The sequence below is a fragment of the Streptomyces sp. NPDC002888 genome (genome assembly GCF_042888465.1).
Taxonomy (GTDB): Bacteria; Actinomycetota; Actinomycetes; order Streptomycetales; family Streptomycetaceae; genus Streptomyces.
The window spans coordinates 1-16,508 of sequence record NZ_JBIAPU010000045.1; the positions used below are offsets into that span (position 1 = coordinate 1).

Annotated in this window: 15 protein-coding genes and 1 pseudogene; 5 read left to right on the top strand and 11 right to left on the bottom strand. The window is 72.2% G+C overall.

What is annotated here, in order from left to right; genetic code table 11:
- Window positions 1-177: 177 nt before the first annotated feature.
- Complete coding sequence (locus ACFYWX_RS44610) at window positions 178-1,404, bottom strand: PP2C family protein-serine/threonine phosphatase (protein WP_389431140.1); 1,227 nt, start codon at window positions 1,402-1,404, stop codon at window positions 178-180.
- A gap of 67 nt (window positions 1,405-1,471) precedes the next feature.
- Window positions 1,472-2,249 (bottom strand): annotated as a pseudogene (locus ACFYWX_RS44615) (SpoIIE family protein phosphatase); the annotation flags it as partial.
- Between the two features lie 148 nt (window positions 2,250-2,397).
- Here ACFYWX_RS44615 and ACFYWX_RS44620 point away from each other — a divergent pair.
- Window positions 2,398-2,838: a DUF6174 domain-containing protein gene (locus tag ACFYWX_RS44620; RefSeq protein WP_389431141.1), complete on the top strand. Its 441-nt coding sequence runs from the start codon at window positions 2,398-2,400 to the stop codon at window positions 2,836-2,838.
- 47 nt (window positions 2,839-2,885) lie between these two features.
- On the opposite strand, the gene rocD is transcribed toward ACFYWX_RS44620, so the two are convergent.
- From rocD to ACFYWX_RS44635, 3 genes are all read right to left on the bottom strand, one after another.
- Window positions 2,886-4,112, bottom strand: coding sequence for an ornithine--oxo-acid transaminase (gene rocD / locus ACFYWX_RS44625; RefSeq protein ID WP_389431142.1), 1,227 nt, complete (start codon window positions 4,110-4,112; stop codon window positions 2,886-2,888).
- Window positions 4,109-4,939 carry a dimethylargininase gene (ddaH, locus tag ACFYWX_RS44630; RefSeq protein ID WP_389431144.1) on the bottom strand — a complete coding sequence of 277 codons (831 nt, stop codon included), beginning with the start codon at window positions 4,937-4,939 and terminating at the stop codon, window positions 4,109-4,111. Before ddaH ends, rocD begins: the two co-directional genes overlap by 4 nt.
- Before the next feature lie 136 nt (window positions 4,940-5,075).
- Window positions 5,076-5,567, bottom strand: a complete 492-nt coding sequence (locus ACFYWX_RS44635; RefSeq protein ID WP_389431145.1) for an Lrp/AsnC family transcriptional regulator — start codon at window positions 5,565-5,567, stop codon at window positions 5,076-5,078.
- A 100-nt stretch (window positions 5,568-5,667) separates the two neighbouring features.
- On the opposite strand from ACFYWX_RS44635, the gene ACFYWX_RS44640 reads away from it, so the two are divergent.
- Genes ACFYWX_RS44640 through ACFYWX_RS44655 form a run of 4 tightly spaced genes read left to right on the top strand, consistent with a single transcriptional unit; the run spans window position 5,668 to window position 9,762 of the window.
- Window positions 5,668-6,432 (top strand): LytR/AlgR family response regulator transcription factor, encoded by a 765-nt coding sequence (locus ACFYWX_RS44640; protein ID WP_389431146.1) that lies wholly within the window; start codon window positions 5,668-5,670, stop codon window positions 6,430-6,432.
- A 1-nt stretch (window position 6,433) separates the two neighbouring features.
- On the top strand, window positions 6,434-6,793 hold the full coding sequence (locus ACFYWX_RS44645; RefSeq protein WP_389431147.1) for a hypothetical protein: 360 nt from the start codon (window positions 6,434-6,436) through the stop codon (window positions 6,791-6,793).
- A gap of 25 nt (window positions 6,794-6,818) precedes the next feature.
- A complete protein-coding gene (locus ACFYWX_RS44650; RefSeq protein WP_389431149.1) occupies window positions 6,819-8,534 on the top strand; it encodes a cation acetate symporter in 1,716 nt (571 codons plus the stop codon).
- 22 nt (window positions 8,535-8,556) lie between these two features.
- A complete protein-coding gene (locus ACFYWX_RS44655; protein ID WP_389431150.1) occupies window positions 8,557-9,762 on the top strand; it encodes a sensor histidine kinase in 1,206 nt (401 codons plus the stop codon).
- A 3-nt stretch (window positions 9,763-9,765) separates the two neighbouring features.
- Here ACFYWX_RS44655 and ACFYWX_RS44660 read toward each other — a convergent pair whose 3' ends face one another.
- The 6 genes from ACFYWX_RS44660 to ACFYWX_RS44685 form a co-directional block, all read right to left on the bottom strand.
- Complete coding sequence (locus tag ACFYWX_RS44660) at window positions 9,766-9,936, bottom strand: hypothetical protein (RefSeq protein WP_389431151.1); 171 nt, start codon at window positions 9,934-9,936, stop codon at window positions 9,766-9,768.
- A 13-nt stretch (window positions 9,937-9,949) separates the two neighbouring features.
- A complete protein-coding gene (locus ACFYWX_RS44665) occupies window positions 9,950-11,860 on the bottom strand; it encodes a protein kinase (protein ID WP_389431152.1) in 1,911 nt (636 codons plus the stop codon).
- Window positions 11,861-11,905: 45 nt separating this feature from the next.
- Window positions 11,906-13,339, bottom strand: a complete 1,434-nt coding sequence (locus ACFYWX_RS44670) for a DUF6777 domain-containing protein (protein ID WP_389431153.1) — start codon at window positions 13,337-13,339, stop codon at window positions 11,906-11,908.
- A gap of 57 nt (window positions 13,340-13,396) precedes the next feature.
- Window positions 13,397-14,347 carry a cytochrome c oxidase assembly protein gene (locus ACFYWX_RS44675; protein WP_389431155.1) on the bottom strand — a complete coding sequence of 317 codons (951 nt, stop codon included), beginning with the start codon at window positions 14,345-14,347 and terminating at the stop codon, window positions 13,397-13,399.
- 179 nt (window positions 14,348-14,526) lie between these two features.
- Window positions 14,527-15,552 carry a 6-phosphofructokinase gene (locus tag ACFYWX_RS44680; RefSeq protein ID WP_389431156.1) on the bottom strand — a complete coding sequence of 342 codons (1,026 nt, stop codon included), beginning with the start codon at window positions 15,550-15,552 and terminating at the stop codon, window positions 14,527-14,529.
- A 225-nt stretch (window positions 15,553-15,777) separates the two neighbouring features.
- Window positions 15,778-16,506 carry a type 1 glutamine amidotransferase gene (locus ACFYWX_RS44685; protein WP_389431157.1) on the bottom strand — a complete coding sequence of 243 codons (729 nt, stop codon included), beginning with the start codon at window positions 16,504-16,506 and terminating at the stop codon, window positions 15,778-15,780.
- Window positions 16,507-16,508: the final 2 nt, after the last annotated feature.

Sequence of the window (16,508 nt, forward strand, 5' to 3'; positions counted from 1 at the left end):
TCGGTCGATGCAACCGCGCCGGCCGGACCGGCTGTTCCCGGCGGGCCGCTTGCCCTTCCAGACGTCGGCGTTCAACGCGAACGAGGTACAGGCGCGACCTGCACATCGCAGCGCCGCGCTCCGGCAAGTCGTGGGATGTCAGTTCAGGTGCAGCCGCTGTCATGCGGAACGCCTCGCTCACAGCCGCACGATGACCAGTGCCGTGTCGTCCGTGGCACCGCCGGGCGGCAGCAGCTCCAGGAGTACGGCGTCGGCGAGTGACTCGGGGTCGTCGTCGCGGTGCCGGGCGAGGGAGCCGGCCAGGCGGGCCAGACCGGTGTCGATGTCCTCGCGGCGCCGCTCGACCAGCCCGTCCGTGTACAGGGCGAGAATGGCGCCGTCGGTGTAGGTGGTACCGGCCTGGGGCCTGGGGATCGGGTCGGGGCGCGCGTCGAGCGGGGTGTCGGTGGCCCGGTCGAGGAACTCCACCCGGCCGTCGGGATGGACCAGTGCCGGCGGCGGGTGGCCGGCACTGCTGTACGTGATCGTGTGGAGGTCGCAGTCGATGAACGTCGTCACCGCGGTGGCCGACTCGGCGCCGTCGACGACGTTCGCGTACCGGCCCAGGACGTCCAGGGCCTGCGCGGGGCCGTCGGCCACGCGGGACGTGGCGCTCAGCGCGCTGCGCAGCTGGCCCATCACACCGGCCGCCTCGAGGCCGTGCCCCACGACGTCCCCCACGGAGACACCGATGCGGTTGCCGCCCACCAGGTCGACCAGGTCGTACCAGTCCCCGCACACGTTCAGCGCGCCGACCGCGGGCCGGTAGCGCACGGCGGCCTGCCGGCGGCCCACTTGGCGGGCGGCGGGCAGCATCGCCTCCTGAAGGGCCATCGCCACCTCGCGTTCGCGGGCGTGCGCCTGGCGCAGACGGTCGTTGAGCTCCTGGAGTTCACGGGCGCGCGTGTACAGCTCGGCCTCCAGCACCCGGGCCCGGCTGCCGCTCGGGCCGCCGCGGGCCCGGATCAGCTCGGTGACCTCCTCGACCCGGTGCACCAGCAGCTCCACCTTGCCTTCCGCGCCGAGCACCGGCACGTTGACCGGGCTCCAGTAGCGCTCCTCCCACACGCCGGGGAGGGACTCCACGTCGTAGCGCTGCAGGGCCATGGCGTCGCGCTCGCCGGTGGCCAGCACCCGCTGCAGCGAGGCCTCCAGGTTGCGCATGCCGGTCGCGGCGGGGTCATTGGGGTTGTCGGGGAACACGTCGAAGAGATGGCGTCCCACCACCTGCTCGCGTCTGCGGCCCGTCACCCGCAGGAACTCCTCGTTGATGTCCGCGTAGACCAGATCGCGGGTGAGCAGCGCGACCATGCCCGGCAACGCCTGGAACAGCGCCGCGTAGTCGATCGCCGTCTCGTCGTCCATGGCCGCCGCCTCACCGCCGGTTTTGAACCAGTTTCGCATCATGTGGGACGAGAGGTGCCGCTTGGTGTCACACCGCGGACTCCGTCAGCGACTGCTCGGCCCAGATGATCTTCCCGTCGGGGACGAAGCGCGTGCCCCACCGCTGGGTGAACCGGGAGACCAGCAGCAGCCCCCGACCGCCCTCGTCCGCGGTGCGGGGACGACCCAGGTGCGGGGTGGTGGCGTCGCCGTCGAAGACCTCGCAGAACAGCGCCCGCTCCCGGATCAGCCGGAGCCGGATCGGGCCGCGGGTGTGCCGGATGGCGTTGGTGACCAGCTCGCTGACGACAGCTCGGTCGTGAAGGCCGGCTCGTCGGCCCCCACTCCGCCAGTCGCCGACTCGCCGCCTTGCGGGCGTCGGCGACGACCGCCGGATCCCCCGGCAGGTCCCAGTCCGCCACCTGGTCGGCACCCAGCCGGCGGGTGCGGGCCATCAGCAGCGCCACGGCGTCGTACGGGCGGGCCGGGACCAGCGCGTCGACGACGGCCCGGCAGCGCAGTCGAGCGCGTCCGCCGACCTCTCCAGGGCCCGCCGCAGCCGCTCCCGGCCGGCGTCCAGGGCCCACTCCTCGCCGTGCGCCGGCACCCCGTCTGTGTGCAGCGCGAGCGTGCTGCCCTGCGCCAGGGACAGCTCGACCGACTCGAACGGCGGCCCGCCCGCGCCCAGCGGTGCCCCCTGGGGCAGCTCCACGAACGTGACCGTGCCGTCGGGACCGACCACGGCGGGCGCGGAATACCCCCGCGGCGGCCATGGCGCACCGCCCGTCGACCGGGTCGTAGACCAGGTACACGCACCCCGAGCCGACCGGGTCGTGGACCAGATACACGCACCCCGAGCCGACCGGGTCGTGGACCAGATACACGCACCCCGAGCCGACCGCCCCCGGCGAACGTTCCTCCTCCGCCGGGCGTCAAAGGGGCGACCACCAGCGAAGGCCCAGCGAAAGGCCGCCCATGACCGCCGTACGTTCCACCGCCCGCGCCCTGCTGTCGTGCGCCGTCCTGACCGCCTGCGGCGCCGAGGCGACACCCGGGGCCGGACCGAGCCGCCCCGCCTGGGCCGAGCCCGCCGCCTACACCTACACGCTCACGTCGAGCGAGGGGGAGCGGGCCCTCATCGGCACCTTCCGGGTGACCGTCCGTGACGGCGAGGTGGCACGGGCGACCGGACTCGACGCGGACAGCCGACGGGTGGTGAGCCAGTCACCCGACGCGATCCCCACCCTCGCGGACCTCCTCGCGGAACTGGACCAGGCCCGCCACGACCACGCGGACGTGGTAAAGGTGCAGTACGCGAAGGACGGCCACCCGCTGCGGATCGAGGTGGACTGGGACGAGCGGGCCGTCGACGACGAGGCACGGTACGTGATCAGCGCATACAAGCCGCGGAACTGACCGAGGCGGAGGAGTGCCGGGACCCGGCGCCCCTCCGCCGGCCGGCGTCAGACCCCTCCCGTCAGCACCTTCTCCAGGGAGTCCAGCGCCGAGCCCAGTTCCTCCGCCGTGATCGTCAGAGGCGGGGCCAGGCGGATCGTCGAGCCGTGGGTGTCCTTGACCAGGACGCCCTGCCGCATCAGGCGTTCGCTCACCTCGCGGCCGGTGCCGAGGGCCGGGTCGACGTCGACGCCCGCCCACAGGCCGCGCGAGCGGAAGCCGACGACGCCCTTGCCGACCAGCTCGGTCAGACCGTCCCGCAGCACCACGCCCAGCTCGGCGGCCCGGCTCTGGAACTCACCCGTCTCCAGCAGCTCGACGACGGCCGTGCCGACCGCCGCGGCGAGGGGATTGCCGCCGAACGTCGAGCCGTGCTCGCCCGGCCGCAGCACGCCCAGCACCTCCCGGCGCCCGACGACCGCCGACACCGGCACGATGCCCCCGCCGAGCGCCTTGCCGAGCAGCAGGACGTCCGGTACGACATCCTCGTGCTCGACCGCCAGCGTCCGCCCCGTACGGCCCAGACCCGACTGGATCTCGTCCGCGACGAACAGGCAGTTCGCCCGGCGGGTCAGCTCGCGGACGCCCGCCAGATAGCCGTCGTCCGGGATGACGACGCCCGCCTCGCCCTGGATCGGCTCGATCAGCACCGCCGCCGTGGTCTCGTCGACCGCCGCCTCCAACGCGGCCAGGTCGTTGTAGGGCACGACCCGGAAGCCCGGGGCGAACGGCCCGAACCCCGTGCGCGCCGACTCGTCCGTCGAGAAGCTCACGATCGTCGTCGTACGGCCGTGGAAGTTGTCCGCCGCGACCACGATCGTCGCCCGGTCGGCCGGGACGCCCTTCACCTCGTACGCCCACTTGCGGGCCACCTTGATGCCGCTCTCCACCGCCTCGGCGCCCGTGTTCATCGGCAGCACCATGTCAAGCCCGGTCAACTCCGCCAGCCGCTCGGCGAACTCGGCGAGCCGGTCGTTGTGGAAGGCGCGCGAGGTGAGGGTGAGCCGGTCGAGCTGGCGGTGCGCCGCCTCGACCAGGGCCGGATGGCGGTGGCCGAAGTTGAGGGCCGAGTAGCCCGCCAGCATGTCGAGGTAGCGGCGCCCCTCGACGTCCTCCACCCAGGTGCCCTCCGCGCGGGCGACGACCACGGGCAGCGGGTGGTAGTTGTGCGCGAGGACGGGCTCCTCGGCGCGGATCAGGTCGGCGGAGGTGCGCGTACGAGCGGGTGCGGTCATGAGCGGATCTCCTGGGTGCAGCACTTGATGCCGCCGCCGGCCTTGTGGAACTCGGACAGGTCGACGGGGACGGGGACGTAGCCGTGGCCCGCGAGCCGGTCCGCGAGGACCTCGGCGGCCGGGGCGATGAAGACATGGCGTCCGTCGGAGACGGAGTTGAGGCCGAACGCCATCGCGTCGTCGCGGGTGGCCAGCACTGCGTCCGGGTACAGCCGCGCGAGCACCTCACGGCTGCCGGCGGAGAAGGCCTCCGGGTAGTACACGATGTTGTTGGCGTTGCTGTCGTCGCGGTCGTCGAGGACGAACAGCGCGGTGTCGAGATGGTAGAAGTACGGGTCCACCAGGGTCAGGCTGATCACCGGGTGGCCGAAGAACTCCTGCGCCTCGCGGTGCGCGTCCCGGGCCGTCCGGAACCCGGTGCCGGCCAGCAGGTAGCGGCCCGTCCAGACCAGGTCGCCCTCGCCCTCACAGACGGCCTCGGGCCGGTGGACGTCGTAGCCGGCCGTCTTGAACCAGGAGTCGTAGTGGACGGCCTCGAGACGCCGCTCCGGCGCGTGGAAGAGGGAGCCGAGCACACGGCCGCCGACGACGACCGCCGAGTTCGCGGCGAAGACCATGTCCGGGAGGCCGGGAACCGGCTCCACGGAGTCGACGGTGTGCCCGTGCGTACGGTAGGCGCTGATCAGCGACTGCCACTGTTCCTGCGCGAGGTCCACGTCGACGTGGGCGTCGGGATGCATCCAGGGGTTGATCGCGTACTGCACGGCGAAGTGTCTGGGTTCGCAGACGAGAAAGCGCCGAGGGCGCTGGACACGGCTTTCTGGCACAGAGGGGTTCCTCCGCTTTTCCTGCGGTGTCGACTGGGATGACACCACGGTAGGGAGCGGCCAAGACGCCCGACAAGAAAGAAAGACTGCGTGTTCGCGCAGCAACGCTGCGTTGTCTCCGCAGCCCACGCACGTGTCATGCGCCCTCGGGCGCGGGCTGACTGGCACCCGCCTCCGGCGCCTCCGGCAGCAGATGGGACAGCACCATCACGCTGATCGTCTTGCGGATGAACGGCTCGACGCGGATCCGCTCCAGTACCTCCTCGAAGTGCTCCACGTCCCGCGCCCGCACGTGCAGCAGCGCGTCCGCGCCGCCCGTCACCGTCATCGCCGCGGTGATCTCCGGATGGTTGCGCACCACCTCCGCGAGCCGCCGCGGCGGCGCCGCGCCCTCGCAGTACACCTCCACGTACGCCTCGGTGCGCCAGCCCAGCGCCGCAGGCTTCACCGTGGCCGTGAACCCGGTGATCACGCCCGTCTCGCGCAGCCGGTCCACCCGCCGCTTGACCGCCGTCGACGACAGACCGACCGCCGCGCCGATCTCCGCGAAACTGGACCTGGCGTTCGCCATGAGAGCGGTGACGATCTTCCGGTCGAGCTCGTCGAACGATGTGGGCCTGCTGTTCATGGCCCCACCGTATCCAGCGCCCGGGCCCCACCGTATCCAGCGGGAACAGGCACACCGACCGCATGTCCTGGCGTACGAATTGCTCCTAGACTCCACGTTCATGCTGCGCGCCCTGGCTGTCGACGACGAACGCCCCTCGCTCGAGGAACTGCTCTATCTGCTGACCGCGGATCCCCGGATCGGGAGTGTCGAGGGCGCCGGTGACGCGACCGAGGCGCTGCGCCGCATGAATCGCGCCCTGGAGTCGGGGCCGGGCGGCCCCGAGGCGATCGACGTCGTCTTCCTCGACATCAACATGCCCGGCCTCGACGGCCTCGACCTGGCCCGGCTGCTGACCGGCTTCGCCCGGCCGCCGCTGGTCGTGTTCGTCACCGCCCACGAGGACTTCGCCGTCCAGGCCTTCGACCTCAAGGCCGTCGACTACGTCCTCAAACCCGTCCGCAAGGAACGCCTCGCCGAGGCGGTCCGCCGCGTCGTCGAACTCGGCGCCGCCGAACCGCGCGGCACCGCCCCCCGGATACCCGTCCACGAACCCGACCCCGACCACATACCCGTCGAACTCGGCGGCGTGACCCGCTTCGTCGCCGTCGACGACATCACACACGTCGAGGCGCAGGGCGACTACGCCCGGCTGCACACCGGCCGCGGCAGCCACCTCGTCCGTATCCCGCTGTCCACCCTGGAGGAGCGCTGGCGCTCCCGCGGCTTCGTCCGCATCCACCGCCGCCACCTCGTCGCCCTGCACCACGTCGGCGAACTCCGCCTGGACGCGGGCACGGTGAGCGTCCTGGTCGGCAGCGAGGAACTCCAGGTCAGCCGGCGCCACACGCGCGAGCTGCGGGACCTGCTGATGAGGAGGCCGTGACATGCCCCAGGACCCCACCGAACGCCGCGTCGTCGTCACCGGACCGCCCCGCCGCATCCGGCGCACCTCCGGCTACTACCGTCCCCGCACCGAGATCGACGAGCAGACCACCCTCGGCCACACCTACGTCCGCTCCCTGATGCGCACCCAACTGCGCGCCGCCCTCACCGTGTTCGCCGTCCTCGGCCTGCTCGTCGGCCCCCTGCCCCTGGTGTTCGCGGCCGCCCCGCAGGCCCGCCGCCTGGAGTGGGCGGTCCTCGGCTTCGGCCTCTACGGCCCGCTGGTCCTGCTCGCCCGCTGGTACGTGCGGCGCGCCGAACGCAACGAACGCGACTTCGTGCGTCTCGTCGAAGACCGCTGAACCGACGGCCGGGAACCGACAGCCGATGAATTCCAGCTACGCCGTCCCCGCCGTCGCCCTCGTCGTGGTCGCCACCGTCCTCGTCGGCGCCTTCGGCCTGCGCATCTCCCGCACCACCTCCGACTTCTACGTCGCCTCCCGCACCGTCGGCCCCCGCCTCAACGCGGCCGCCATCAGCGGCGAGTACCTCTCCGCCGCGTCCTTCCTCGGCATCGCAGGACTGGTCCTGGTCCAGGGCCCCGACATGCTCTGGTACCCGGTCGGCTACACCGCCGGATACCTGGTCCTCCTGCTGTTCGTCGCCGCCCCGCTGCGCCGCTCCGGCGCCTACACGCTGCCCGACTTCGCCGAGGCCCGCCTCGCATCCCAGGCGGTACGCCGGCTCGCCGGGGCCTTCGTCGTGGGCGTCGGCTGGCTCTACCTGCTGCCCCAACTCCAGGGCGCCGGACTGACGTTGACCGTCCTCACGGGCGCGCCGGAAACCCTCGGGGGGCTGATCGTCGCCGTCGTCGTCACCGCGACCGTCGCCGCGGGCGGCATGCGCAGCATCACCTTCGTGCAGGCCTTCCAGTACTGGCTGAAACTCACCGCCCTGCTCGTCCCCGCCCTCTTCCTGGTCCTCGCCTGGCAGGGCGACGGAGCACCCCGGCAGGCCTTCGAGGAACCCCCCACCTTCCGCGCACAGCGGGTCGTCCGCGTCGAGGACACCGTCGACCTGAGGCTGGAAGGGCCGCTGACCGTCACCGTCCGGGGCACGATCGACGGCCGCCGGCACGACGACACCCGCCTCGAACTCCCCACGGGCACCCACCGCGTCGCGGCCGGCACCCGCCTCACCTTCGACCGGGGCGCGCCCGTCCCCGCGGCCGCCCGCGGCACCAACGGCGGCATGTCCACCTCGCTCGCCGCGAGCCGCGAGGAACGCCCGCTGTACGCCACGTACGGCCTGATCCTCGCCACCTTCCTCGGCACCATGGGCCTGCCGCACGTCGTCGTCCGCTTCTACACCAGCCCGCACGGCGTCGCCGCCCGCCGCACCACCGTCGCCGTCCTCGCCCTGATCGGCGGCTTCTACCTGCTGCCGCCCGTCTACGGCGCCCTCGGCCGCCTCTACGCCCCCGAACTCGCACTCGCCGGCGACGCGGACGCCGCCGTCCTGCTCCTGCCCGACCGGATGATCGGCGGCCTCGGCGGCGACCTGCTGGGCGCGCTGGTCGCCGGGGGCGCCTTCGCCGCGTTCCTGTCCACCGCCTCGGGGCTCACGATGGCCGTGGCGGGCGTGCTCACCCAGGACGTCCTCCCGTCGCGCGGCGTACGGCACTTCAGACTCGGCACCGGCCTGGCCATGGTCGTACCCCTGGCCGCGAGCACCCTGGTCGGCGGGCTGCCCGTCGCCGACGCCGTGGGGCTCGCGTTCGCCGTGTCCGCCTCGTCGTTCTGCCCGCTGCTCGTCCTCGGCATCTGGTGGCGCCGCCTGACCCCGCCCGGCGCTGCCGCCGGCATGCTGGTGGGCGGCGGGTCCGCCTTCCTGGCCGTCGCCGCGACCATGGCCGGCGTCCCCGGCTCGGGCCCCCTGCACAGCCTGCTCGCCTGGCCCGCCCTGTGGTCGGTCCCGCTCGGCTTCCTCACCATGATCCTGGTGTCCCTGGCGACCCCGGGCCGGGTCCCGGCGGGCACGGCGGCGATCCTGGCCCGGTTCCACCTGCCGGAGGAGCTGCGGGCGGCGGAGGTGAAGGCGTGAGAGCACAAGAGGGAGTTGCCCCATGAGCGGGTTCCTCGCGGGGCTGTGCGTCGCCGTCCTGCCCCTCCTCGCCGCCGGCTTCTGGCTCGGCCGCCGCACCGCGCGCCCGCAGACCCTCGGCGGGCTCGGCACCCCCGTCGAACACGCCACCTTCGAGACCCTGCACACCGCCGCCCTCGCCGCACCCCCGCTGCGGGCGGGCCTGACGGAGGAGACCGCACGCAGGTCGGCCCGCAGACTGCGCACCCTGCTCGGCACCGACGCGCTGTGCCTGACGGACCGGGAACAGGTCCTCGTCTGGGACGGCGTGGGCGCCCACCACCGCACCGAGATCATGGCGCGCCTGTCCGGCCCGCTGGAGACCGGCCGAGGCGAGGCGTTCCCACTCACCTGCGACGCCCCCGACTGCCCGGTGCGCTGGGCCGTGGTCGCCCCGCTCACCGTGGACGACCGGGTGCACGGCGCCCTCGTCGCCTGCGCCCCGCGCGAGTCCGCCGTGCTCGTCCGCGCGGCCGGCGAGGTGGCCCGCTGGGTGAGCGTCCAACTGGAGCTGGCCGACCTGGACCAGTCCCGGACGAAGCTCATCGAGGCGGAGATCAGGGCCCTGCGCGCCCAGATCTCCCCGCACTTCATCTTCAACTCCCTCGCCGTGATCGCCTCGTTCGTGCGCACCGACCCCGAGCGCGCCCGCGAACTGCTCCTGGAGTTCGCCGACTTCACCCGCTACTCGTTCCGCAGGCGCGGCGACTTCACCACCCTGGCCGACGAACTCCACGCCATCGACCACTATTTGGCGCTCGTCCGGGCACGCTTCGGCGACCGCCTCTCCGTCACCCTGCAGATCGCCCCGGAGGTGCTCCCGGTCGCCCTGCCGTTCCTGTGTCTCCAGCCGCTCGTGGAGAACGCCGTCAAGCACGGACTGGAGGGCAAGGCCGACAAGTGCCACATCCAGATCACCGCGCAGGACAGCGGCGCCGAGGCCCTCGTCGTCATCGAGGACGACGGCGCCGGCATGGACCCGGACCTGCTGCGCCGCATCCTCGCCGGCGAGGTCAGCCCGTCGGGCGGTATCGGCCTGTCCAACGTCGACGACCGGCTCCGCCAGGTCTACGGCGACGACTACGGCCTCGTCATCGAGACCGCCCTAGGGGCGGGCATGAAGGTCACCGCCCGGCTGCCGAAGTACCAGCCGGGCGTGCACTCGGCGGCCCGGCTCGCGCCGGAGTGAGATCTATGTGCTGCGCGTGGCGACCATCCCGAGGGTGATCAGACCCAGCACCACCCAGCCGAACCACAGCCAGCCGTTACTGCCGAGTGCCACCGTGTAGGCCGTCACCGCGACCAGGCCGCCGACGGTGATCACCCCCATGGTCTTCGTGGAACCGTTCGTGGATCCGGGCATCGCAACACCCTCCTCATGGTCCGTCCCCCTCCATGGTGCCCTGGTTCTGCCTCCGGACGGTGCACACGACGTAACGCGTTCCGGACTTCCACGGTCCCTGGCTCGACCAGGAGCCCGACTCGTACACCGACGGATCGAACCCGTAGTCGCCCGGCGCCACCTCCCGACGGCACGCGGCGTCCGACTCGGTGCGCGCCTCGGCGAGCGTCACCTCGGCGCCCAACCGGGTGAATCCGATCACCAGCTCGTCGTACGACCCCTCGCAGGAGGCCAGCCGGGCGTCCCGGTCGGAGCCGGTGCGCAGGCAGTCCCGCTTCTGCATGTTCGACGTGTCGGTGAAAGCGGCGCCGATCCGGCGGTGCGTGCCGAGCGGCCCGTACACCGGCCCGTGCGCCCCCAGCAGCAGGCAGGCGACGCGCCGCCCGGCCGCCTCGAACCCCGCCCCGGTCGGGACGACGGCGACGCTCCGCACGTCCGCCAGTCGCTCCCGCAGTTCCCGCGTCCGCTCCTCGCACCGCCCGGGCCCCAGCCGACGTGCCTGAGCCGCCGAGGCCGCTCCCACGAACGCCATCACCTGCCCGTCGGGCGCCTTGTCCCGGCAGGTCGGGTCCAGGGCCAGCCGGGGCGTGCCGTCGAAGCGCTCCGCGCCGGTCCAGTCGGCGATCACACAGTCACCGTCCTTCAGCGGCCCGGCCAGCCCCACCTTCTCCCCGTACGGCCACTCCGCCCCGTCTCCCGCCGCCACCCTGTCCGCCGTCGCGTACCAGACCCCGCCAAGGGCGAGGACCAGCCCGAGCACGCCGGCCAGCACGGCATGCCGGATCCGCCGCCCCCGCCCGGAGCAAGCCGCCCGGTCCGGCACGACGGGGACCGGACCGAGCCCCGGAAGACCCGCGGGCGCCATGTCGGGCACCGGCCCGGCCCCCAAAAGGCCCGCGGGCGGCACCACCGGCACCGGACCGAACCCCTGAAAGCCGGCGCCCGGCTGCCGCTGAGGCCCGCTCCAGTGGGGCTGCGACCCCAGATCGGTCTGCGTCCGCGCATGGGCGTCCGCCTGCGGCAGCACGATCTGCGACAGGGCCACCTCCGCCGTCGCCGCGTCGATCCGCCGCGCCGGATCCTTCACGAGGAACGCCCGCAGCACGGGCTCCAGCGCGCCCGCGCGCACCGTCGGCCCCGGCTCCTCCGTGACCACCGCGGTGATCTCCGCGAGGTGCGTGTCGCGCTCGAAGGGGCCGCAGCCCTCGACGCCGTAGTAGAGCGTGCAGCCCAGGGAGAACAGGTCGGCGGCCGGGGTGGGCGGCCCGCCCGTGGCCCGTTCCGGTGCGAGATAGCCGGCCGTGCCCACGAGTACCGACGCCAGCGTGTACCTGGGCTCCCCGGCGTCCGGCTGCACCGATATCCCGTAGTCGGCGAGCAGGACCCGCCCGTACGGCGCCCCGGTGCGGTCCGGCGCCAGCAGGATGTTCGCCGGTTTCACGTCCCGGTGCAGGACGCCCCGCTCGTGCCCGGCGGTCAGCGCGTCCAGCACCGCCAGGCCGATGCGGGCGCACTCGGCGGGGGCGAGCGGGCCGTGCCGGGCCACCAGTTCACGCAGGTCGACGGCGTCCGCCACGTACTCCATGACGATCCACGGCAGCCCCTCGTGCTCCAGCACGTCGTGCACGGTCACCACGTGCGGATGGTCACGCAGCCCCGCCGCGTGCCGGGCCTCCGCGCGGGCCCGGGCGACCCTGGCCTCCCGCTCGTCGTCGGCCTCGGCCGGGTCGCGGAACACGATCTCCTTGAGCGCGACGTCACAGGCGAGTCTCTGGTCGTGGGCGAGCCACACATGGCCCATGCCGCCGCTGCCCAGCGGGTTCAGCAGCAGATAACGGCCGGCGATGAGCCGGCCCACTCCCGACGTCGGTGGTCCTGAAGGCATCCGGTGACTCCCGGGTTTCTACGGGGGCGCTACGGCGGTACGGCGCTATGCCTGGGCGCTGGTCGCGGGGTCGGTGGTGGGCGGCTCCGGCGGTATTTCGGGCGCGGTGGTGGGCGGTTCCGGCGGTTCTGGCGGTTCCGGCGGTGCTTCGGGCGCGGTGGTGGGCGGTTTGGGCGGTTCCGGCGGTGCTTCGGGCGCCGTGGTGGGCGGCGCGCTGATGCTCTCCGGCGGTCCGCTGGTGATTTCCGGCGGTGCGCTGGTCGTGGTCGGCGGTGCGCTGGTCGGCGGTTCGGGGGACGGAGGATCGTCCGACGAGGGCGGCGGGCTCGACGGAGGCGGGTCGCTCGACGGCGGCGGGCTCGACGACGGCGGAGCGCTGGACGACGACGGCGGCGTGCTCGACGACGGCGGATCGGACGAGGCCGGGGGGCCGGACGAGGTCGGCGGGTCCGACGACGTCGGCGGGGTGTGCGTCGACTCCGACCCTCCCGGGCCCGGGGGAGTGCTCGCCCTGCCCGACCCCCCGGCCACGCGCAGCACCACGTACTCCCCGAACCGCAGCTCGGTCCCGGCCGGCGGATCGGACGCCGTGACCCGGGCGTCGTCCGGCGGCAGCCCCTCCCCGTCGTACGAGGCACCCAGCCCGTTGTCGGCCAGCTTCCGGCTCGCCTCCCCGAAGGTGGTCCCCGTCAGGCTGGGCACCGTACGCACCTTCCGCGTGTTGAACGTGGTGTCCTTCTCGCCCGTCGTGCCGATCGGCCGGTCGATGCCGCGCTGCGGCTCGTCCACGTCGACGAGTGCGAGCCGCTCCAATTGCCGCGAGGCCGGGCGCACGGCGACCACGGAGGAACGGTCGTACCCCTTCCACGCCTTGTTCCCGTGCTGGAACTTCACGTCGATCCGGTCGGCGTCACCCGTGAAGGGCCGCAGCGGATTTCCGCACGAGCACTTCACAGCCGGAACTCCCTGTTCATCGACGAGAACCGCGATTCCCGCCTGGAGCAGGGAGTCGAAAGGAACGGCCTTTTCCTTCTTGTAGTCGTGGTTCTTCACGAGCGTGTCGTGACGCAGCAGTACGGGTGTGAGCCGGTCCAGAAACCCCGGAATCTCCTCGGTGGTGATGCCGAAAACGCCGGCCCACACCTGAGCCTTCCGGTCGTTTCGCGGATCGGCGAGAAATTCCTTCAATTGTTCGACGTCACAGATCCCGGGCTGCTTGGTGCCGCCGTACAGCCCGGGCGTATCACCCTGCTGAAGGCTGCCCGGCGCCGCCAGCGACCGGATCTCGGCGTCGTGACCCAGCCCCTGACTCTCGTCGAAGAAGGGCGCGAGCGACGGAACGCCCACCGCGACGGCCCGCACCACCAACAGCGGTGCGTCCCGGTCGCACCCGCTCGTCACCAGAACGAGGACCAGCAACACGGCGATCCGGCGGACCACCCGAATTCCGGCCCCTCGCATGAATGCGCGAATATTCATCACCGCTCCCCCCGGCGGTTCCCCCAACGCGCTTCATGCTACTGAATGGAAAAGCGGTCAGCGCCCCCGTGCGTTCAATGAGGCCAAATAGGCGTTGTACGCCTCGAGTTCCTTGTCGCCGTCCCGATCCGCGGCCCGGTCCTTGCGCCTGGCCTGCCGCTGCTCCGAGCCGTACCACTGGAACAACAGCGCGACCAGTACCAGTACGGACGGAATCTCGCTGAACGCCCAGGCGATACCGCCGGCCGCGTTCTGGTCGGAGAGCGCGTCGATGCCCAGTGAGGCGGGCGGGTTCTTGAACGTCTCCACCATCGGGGTCGACGCCATCATCAGCGCGATGCCGAAGAACGCGTGGAACGGCATGCCCGCGAACAGCTCCAGCATCCGCATGAGATACCCCGGCCGGCTCGGACCCGGGTCCACGCCGATGATCGGCCAGAAGAACACCACACCCACGGCGAGGAAGTGCACCATCATCGCGATGTGCCCCGTCCTGGAGCCCATCAGGAAGTCGAAGATCGGGGTGAAGTACAGCGCGTAGAGGCTGGCGATGAACAGCGGGATCGTGAACGCCGGATGCGTGATGATCCGCATGTACCGGCTGTGCAGCAGCATCAGCAGCACCTCACGCGGCCCCTTGCGGCCACGCCCCGCCGTCGGCAGCGCGCGCAGGGCCAGCGTGACCGGGGCGCCGAGCAGGATCAGGATCGGAGACAGCATGCTGATCACCATGTGCTGCACCATGTGCACGCTGAACATGACCATCCCGTAGTCGTTCAGCTTCGTGCACATCATCAGCCCGATGGACAGCACCCCCGCGACGTACGACAGCGTCCGCCACGCGGACCAGGTGTCCCCGCGCCGCCGCAGCCGCACGACCCCCCACCCGTACAGCCCGAGCCCCACGAGACAGGCAGTGAGGAAGAACGGATCCGCCGACCACTGGAGCCCCCGCCCCAGCGTGAACGGCGGCAGATCCATCATCATGCCGTGCCCGCCGTGATCCATTGCGCCGGCTCCTGTTTCGTGGGGGGATGTGCCGTCTGTCCGCCCAAGACTAAGACGACCCCCGGCCGCGTCTGCGACCGGGGGCGACTGCAAGACACTCAGGGGCGCGGGGCTGTATCAATGTGCGGCTCCGCCGTGTGGGCGCGACAAGCCACAATCAACCCGCACCCGCCAGACGGCTAAAGCACGCACTCCGCCTCGGCGTACCGCTCCGCAGGCACCGTCTTCAGCGACTCGACCGCCTCCGCCAACGACACCATCACGATGTCCGTCCCCCGCAGCGCGGTCATCTGCCCGAACTCCCCCCGATGCACCGCCTCCACCGCATGCCACCCGAACCGAGTCGCCAGCACCCGGTCGTACGCGGTAGGCGTCCCACCCCGCTGAACATGCCCGAGGATCACCGGCCGAGCCTCCTTGCCCAGCCGGGCCTCCAGCTCGATGGACAGCTGACGTGCGATCCCGGCGAACCGCTCGTGACCGTAGACGTCCTTGCCGCCCTCGTCGAAGGCCATGCTGCCAGGCGCCGGCTTGGCCCCCTCCGCCGCGACGACGATCGCAAACCGCTTCCCCGCCTCGAACCGCTCGCCGACCTTGCGGGTCAACTCCTCGATGTCGAAGGGCCGTTCCGGCACGACGACGGCGTGCGCGCCGGCCGCCATGCCGGAGTGCAGCGCGATCCAGCCGGTGTGGCGGCCCATGACCTCCACGATCAGCACGCGCTGGTGGGACTCGGCGGTGGTCTTCAGCCGGTCCAGCGCCTCCGTGGCCACGCCCACGGCCGTGTCGAAGCCGAAGGTGACGTCGGTGACCGCGATGTCGTTGTCGATGGTCTTCGGCACGCCGACGATCGGCAGGCCGTTGTCCGACAGCAGCCGGGCCGCCTTGAGCGTGCCCTCACCGCCGATCGGGATGATCGCGTCGAGCCCGAGCTCCTCGACATGGCCCTTGGCCCGCTCCACGCCGTCCCGCAGGTGCTCGGGACGGACCCGGGAGGAGCCGAGGATCGTGCCGCCGCGGGCCAGGATGCCGCCCACCGCGTCGAGGTCGAGCTTGAGGTAGTCGCACTCCAGGAGGCCCTTCCAGCCGTCGCGGAATCCGATGACCTCGTCGCCGTGGTCGACGACGGCGCGGTGCACGACGGACCGGATGACGGCGTTCAGGCCGGGGCAGTCGCCGCCGGACGTGAGGACACCAATGCGCATAGCCCGAAACAACCTTCTCGATGTGGGCCGGGAGCCGGACCGCTCTGTCCGGCTGGAATCCCGGCCACCCTACCGGCGTGAGGGGGTCGTTCCCCACGGGGCGTCCGCCTGCTGGACGCGGCCGCACAAGTGAGCGGACGGGCTGTCAGGCGGGCCCGGTGACGACCCTGGGCCAGGGCGCTAGAAGGTTCCTTCAGGCTGTGTGGAACGCGAGGTCAGGCCCCCCTACGCGGGCTGCTGCGCGGATGCGATGCGCTCGTTGCGCAGCGCCTCGTACCAACGGTCGTCGGTCGGCGGCAGCGCGTTCACGTCGAGCGCGAGCTTCAGCAGCAGGTCCGCGATCAGCGGGTTGCGGGCCAGCACCGGGCCGTGCATGTACGTACCGAAGACGGTGTCGTTGTACGCGCCCTCCGTGCCGTCTCCCGTGCCGTTGCCCTTGCCGAGCTTGACCCGGGCGAGGGGGCGGGCCGTGGGGCCGAGGTGGGTGATGCCCTGGTGGTTCTCGAAGCCGGTCAGCGGGGGCAGACCCAGGCGCGGGTCGATGTCCGCGAGGACGTCGCCGACGCAGCGCTCGCCCTCGCCGCGCGTCGCGGTCACGTCGAGCAGACCGAGGCCGGGCTCGCGCTGGCCGAGGTCGTTGACGAATTCGTGGCCGAGGATCTGGTAGCCGGCGCACACCGCGAACACGATCGCGCCGTTCTGCACGGCCTGGTACAGGTGCCCGTCGCGGCGCAGCCGCTCGGCGGCGAGCCGCTGTGGACGGTCCTCACCGCCGCCGATCAGGTAGATGTCGCCGGACGTCGGGATCGGCTGGTCGCTGCGCACATCGAGGCGGGCCACGTCGAGGCCGCGCTGCCGGGCCCGGCGCTCCACGACGAGGACGTTGCCCTGGTCGCCGTACGTGCTGAGCAGGTCCGGGTAGATCCAGACCACCCGCAGCTGGTTGTCGCTCATGA

Coding starts and splice junctions, on each gene's coding strand:
- ACFYWX_RS44650 (WP_389431149.1), top strand. CDS start 6,819: ATGAATTCCAGCTACGCCGTCCCCGCCGTCGCCCTCGTCGTGGTCGCC.
- ACFYWX_RS44660 (WP_389431151.1), bottom strand. CDS start 9,936: ATGCCCGGATCCACGAACGGTTCCACGAAGACCATGGGGGTGATCACC.
- ACFYWX_RS44670 (WP_389431153.1), bottom strand. CDS start 13,339: ATGAATATTCGCGCATTCATGCGAGGGGCCGGAATTCGGGTGGTCCGC.
- ACFYWX_RS44635 (WP_389431145.1), bottom strand. CDS start 5,567: ATGAACAGCAGGCCCACATCGTTCGACGAGCTCGACCGGAAGATCGTC.
- ACFYWX_RS44645 (WP_389431147.1), top strand. CDS start 6,434: ATGCCCCAGGACCCCACCGAACGCCGCGTCGTCGTCACCGGACCGCCC.
- ACFYWX_RS44610 (WP_389431140.1), bottom strand. CDS start 1,404: ATGGACGACGAGACGGCGATCGACTACGCGGCGCTGTTCCAGGCGTTG.
- ACFYWX_RS44685 (WP_389431157.1), bottom strand. CDS start 16,506: ATGAGCGACAACCAGCTGCGGGTGGTCTGGATCTACCCGGACCTGCTC.
- ACFYWX_RS44620 (WP_389431141.1), top strand. CDS start 2,398: ATGACCGCCGTACGTTCCACCGCCCGCGCCCTGCTGTCGTGCGCCGTC.
- ACFYWX_RS44655 (WP_389431150.1), top strand. CDS start 8,557: ATGAGCGGGTTCCTCGCGGGGCTGTGCGTCGCCGTCCTGCCCCTCCTC.
- ACFYWX_RS44680 (WP_389431156.1), bottom strand. CDS start 15,552: ATGCGCATTGGTGTCCTCACGTCCGGCGGCGACTGCCCCGGCCTGAAC.
- ACFYWX_RS44675 (WP_389431155.1), bottom strand. CDS start 14,347: ATGGATCACGGCGGGCACGGCATGATGATGGATCTGCCGCCGTTCACG.
- ACFYWX_RS44665 (WP_389431152.1), bottom strand. CDS start 11,860: ATGCCTTCAGGACCACCGACGTCGGGAGTGGGCCGGCTCATCGCCGGC.
- ACFYWX_RS44640 (WP_389431146.1), top strand. CDS start 5,668: ATGCTGCGCGCCCTGGCTGTCGACGACGAACGCCCCTCGCTCGAGGAA.
- rocD (WP_389431142.1), bottom strand. CDS start 4,112: ATGACCGCACCCGCTCGTACGCGCACCTCCGCCGACCTGATCCGCGCC.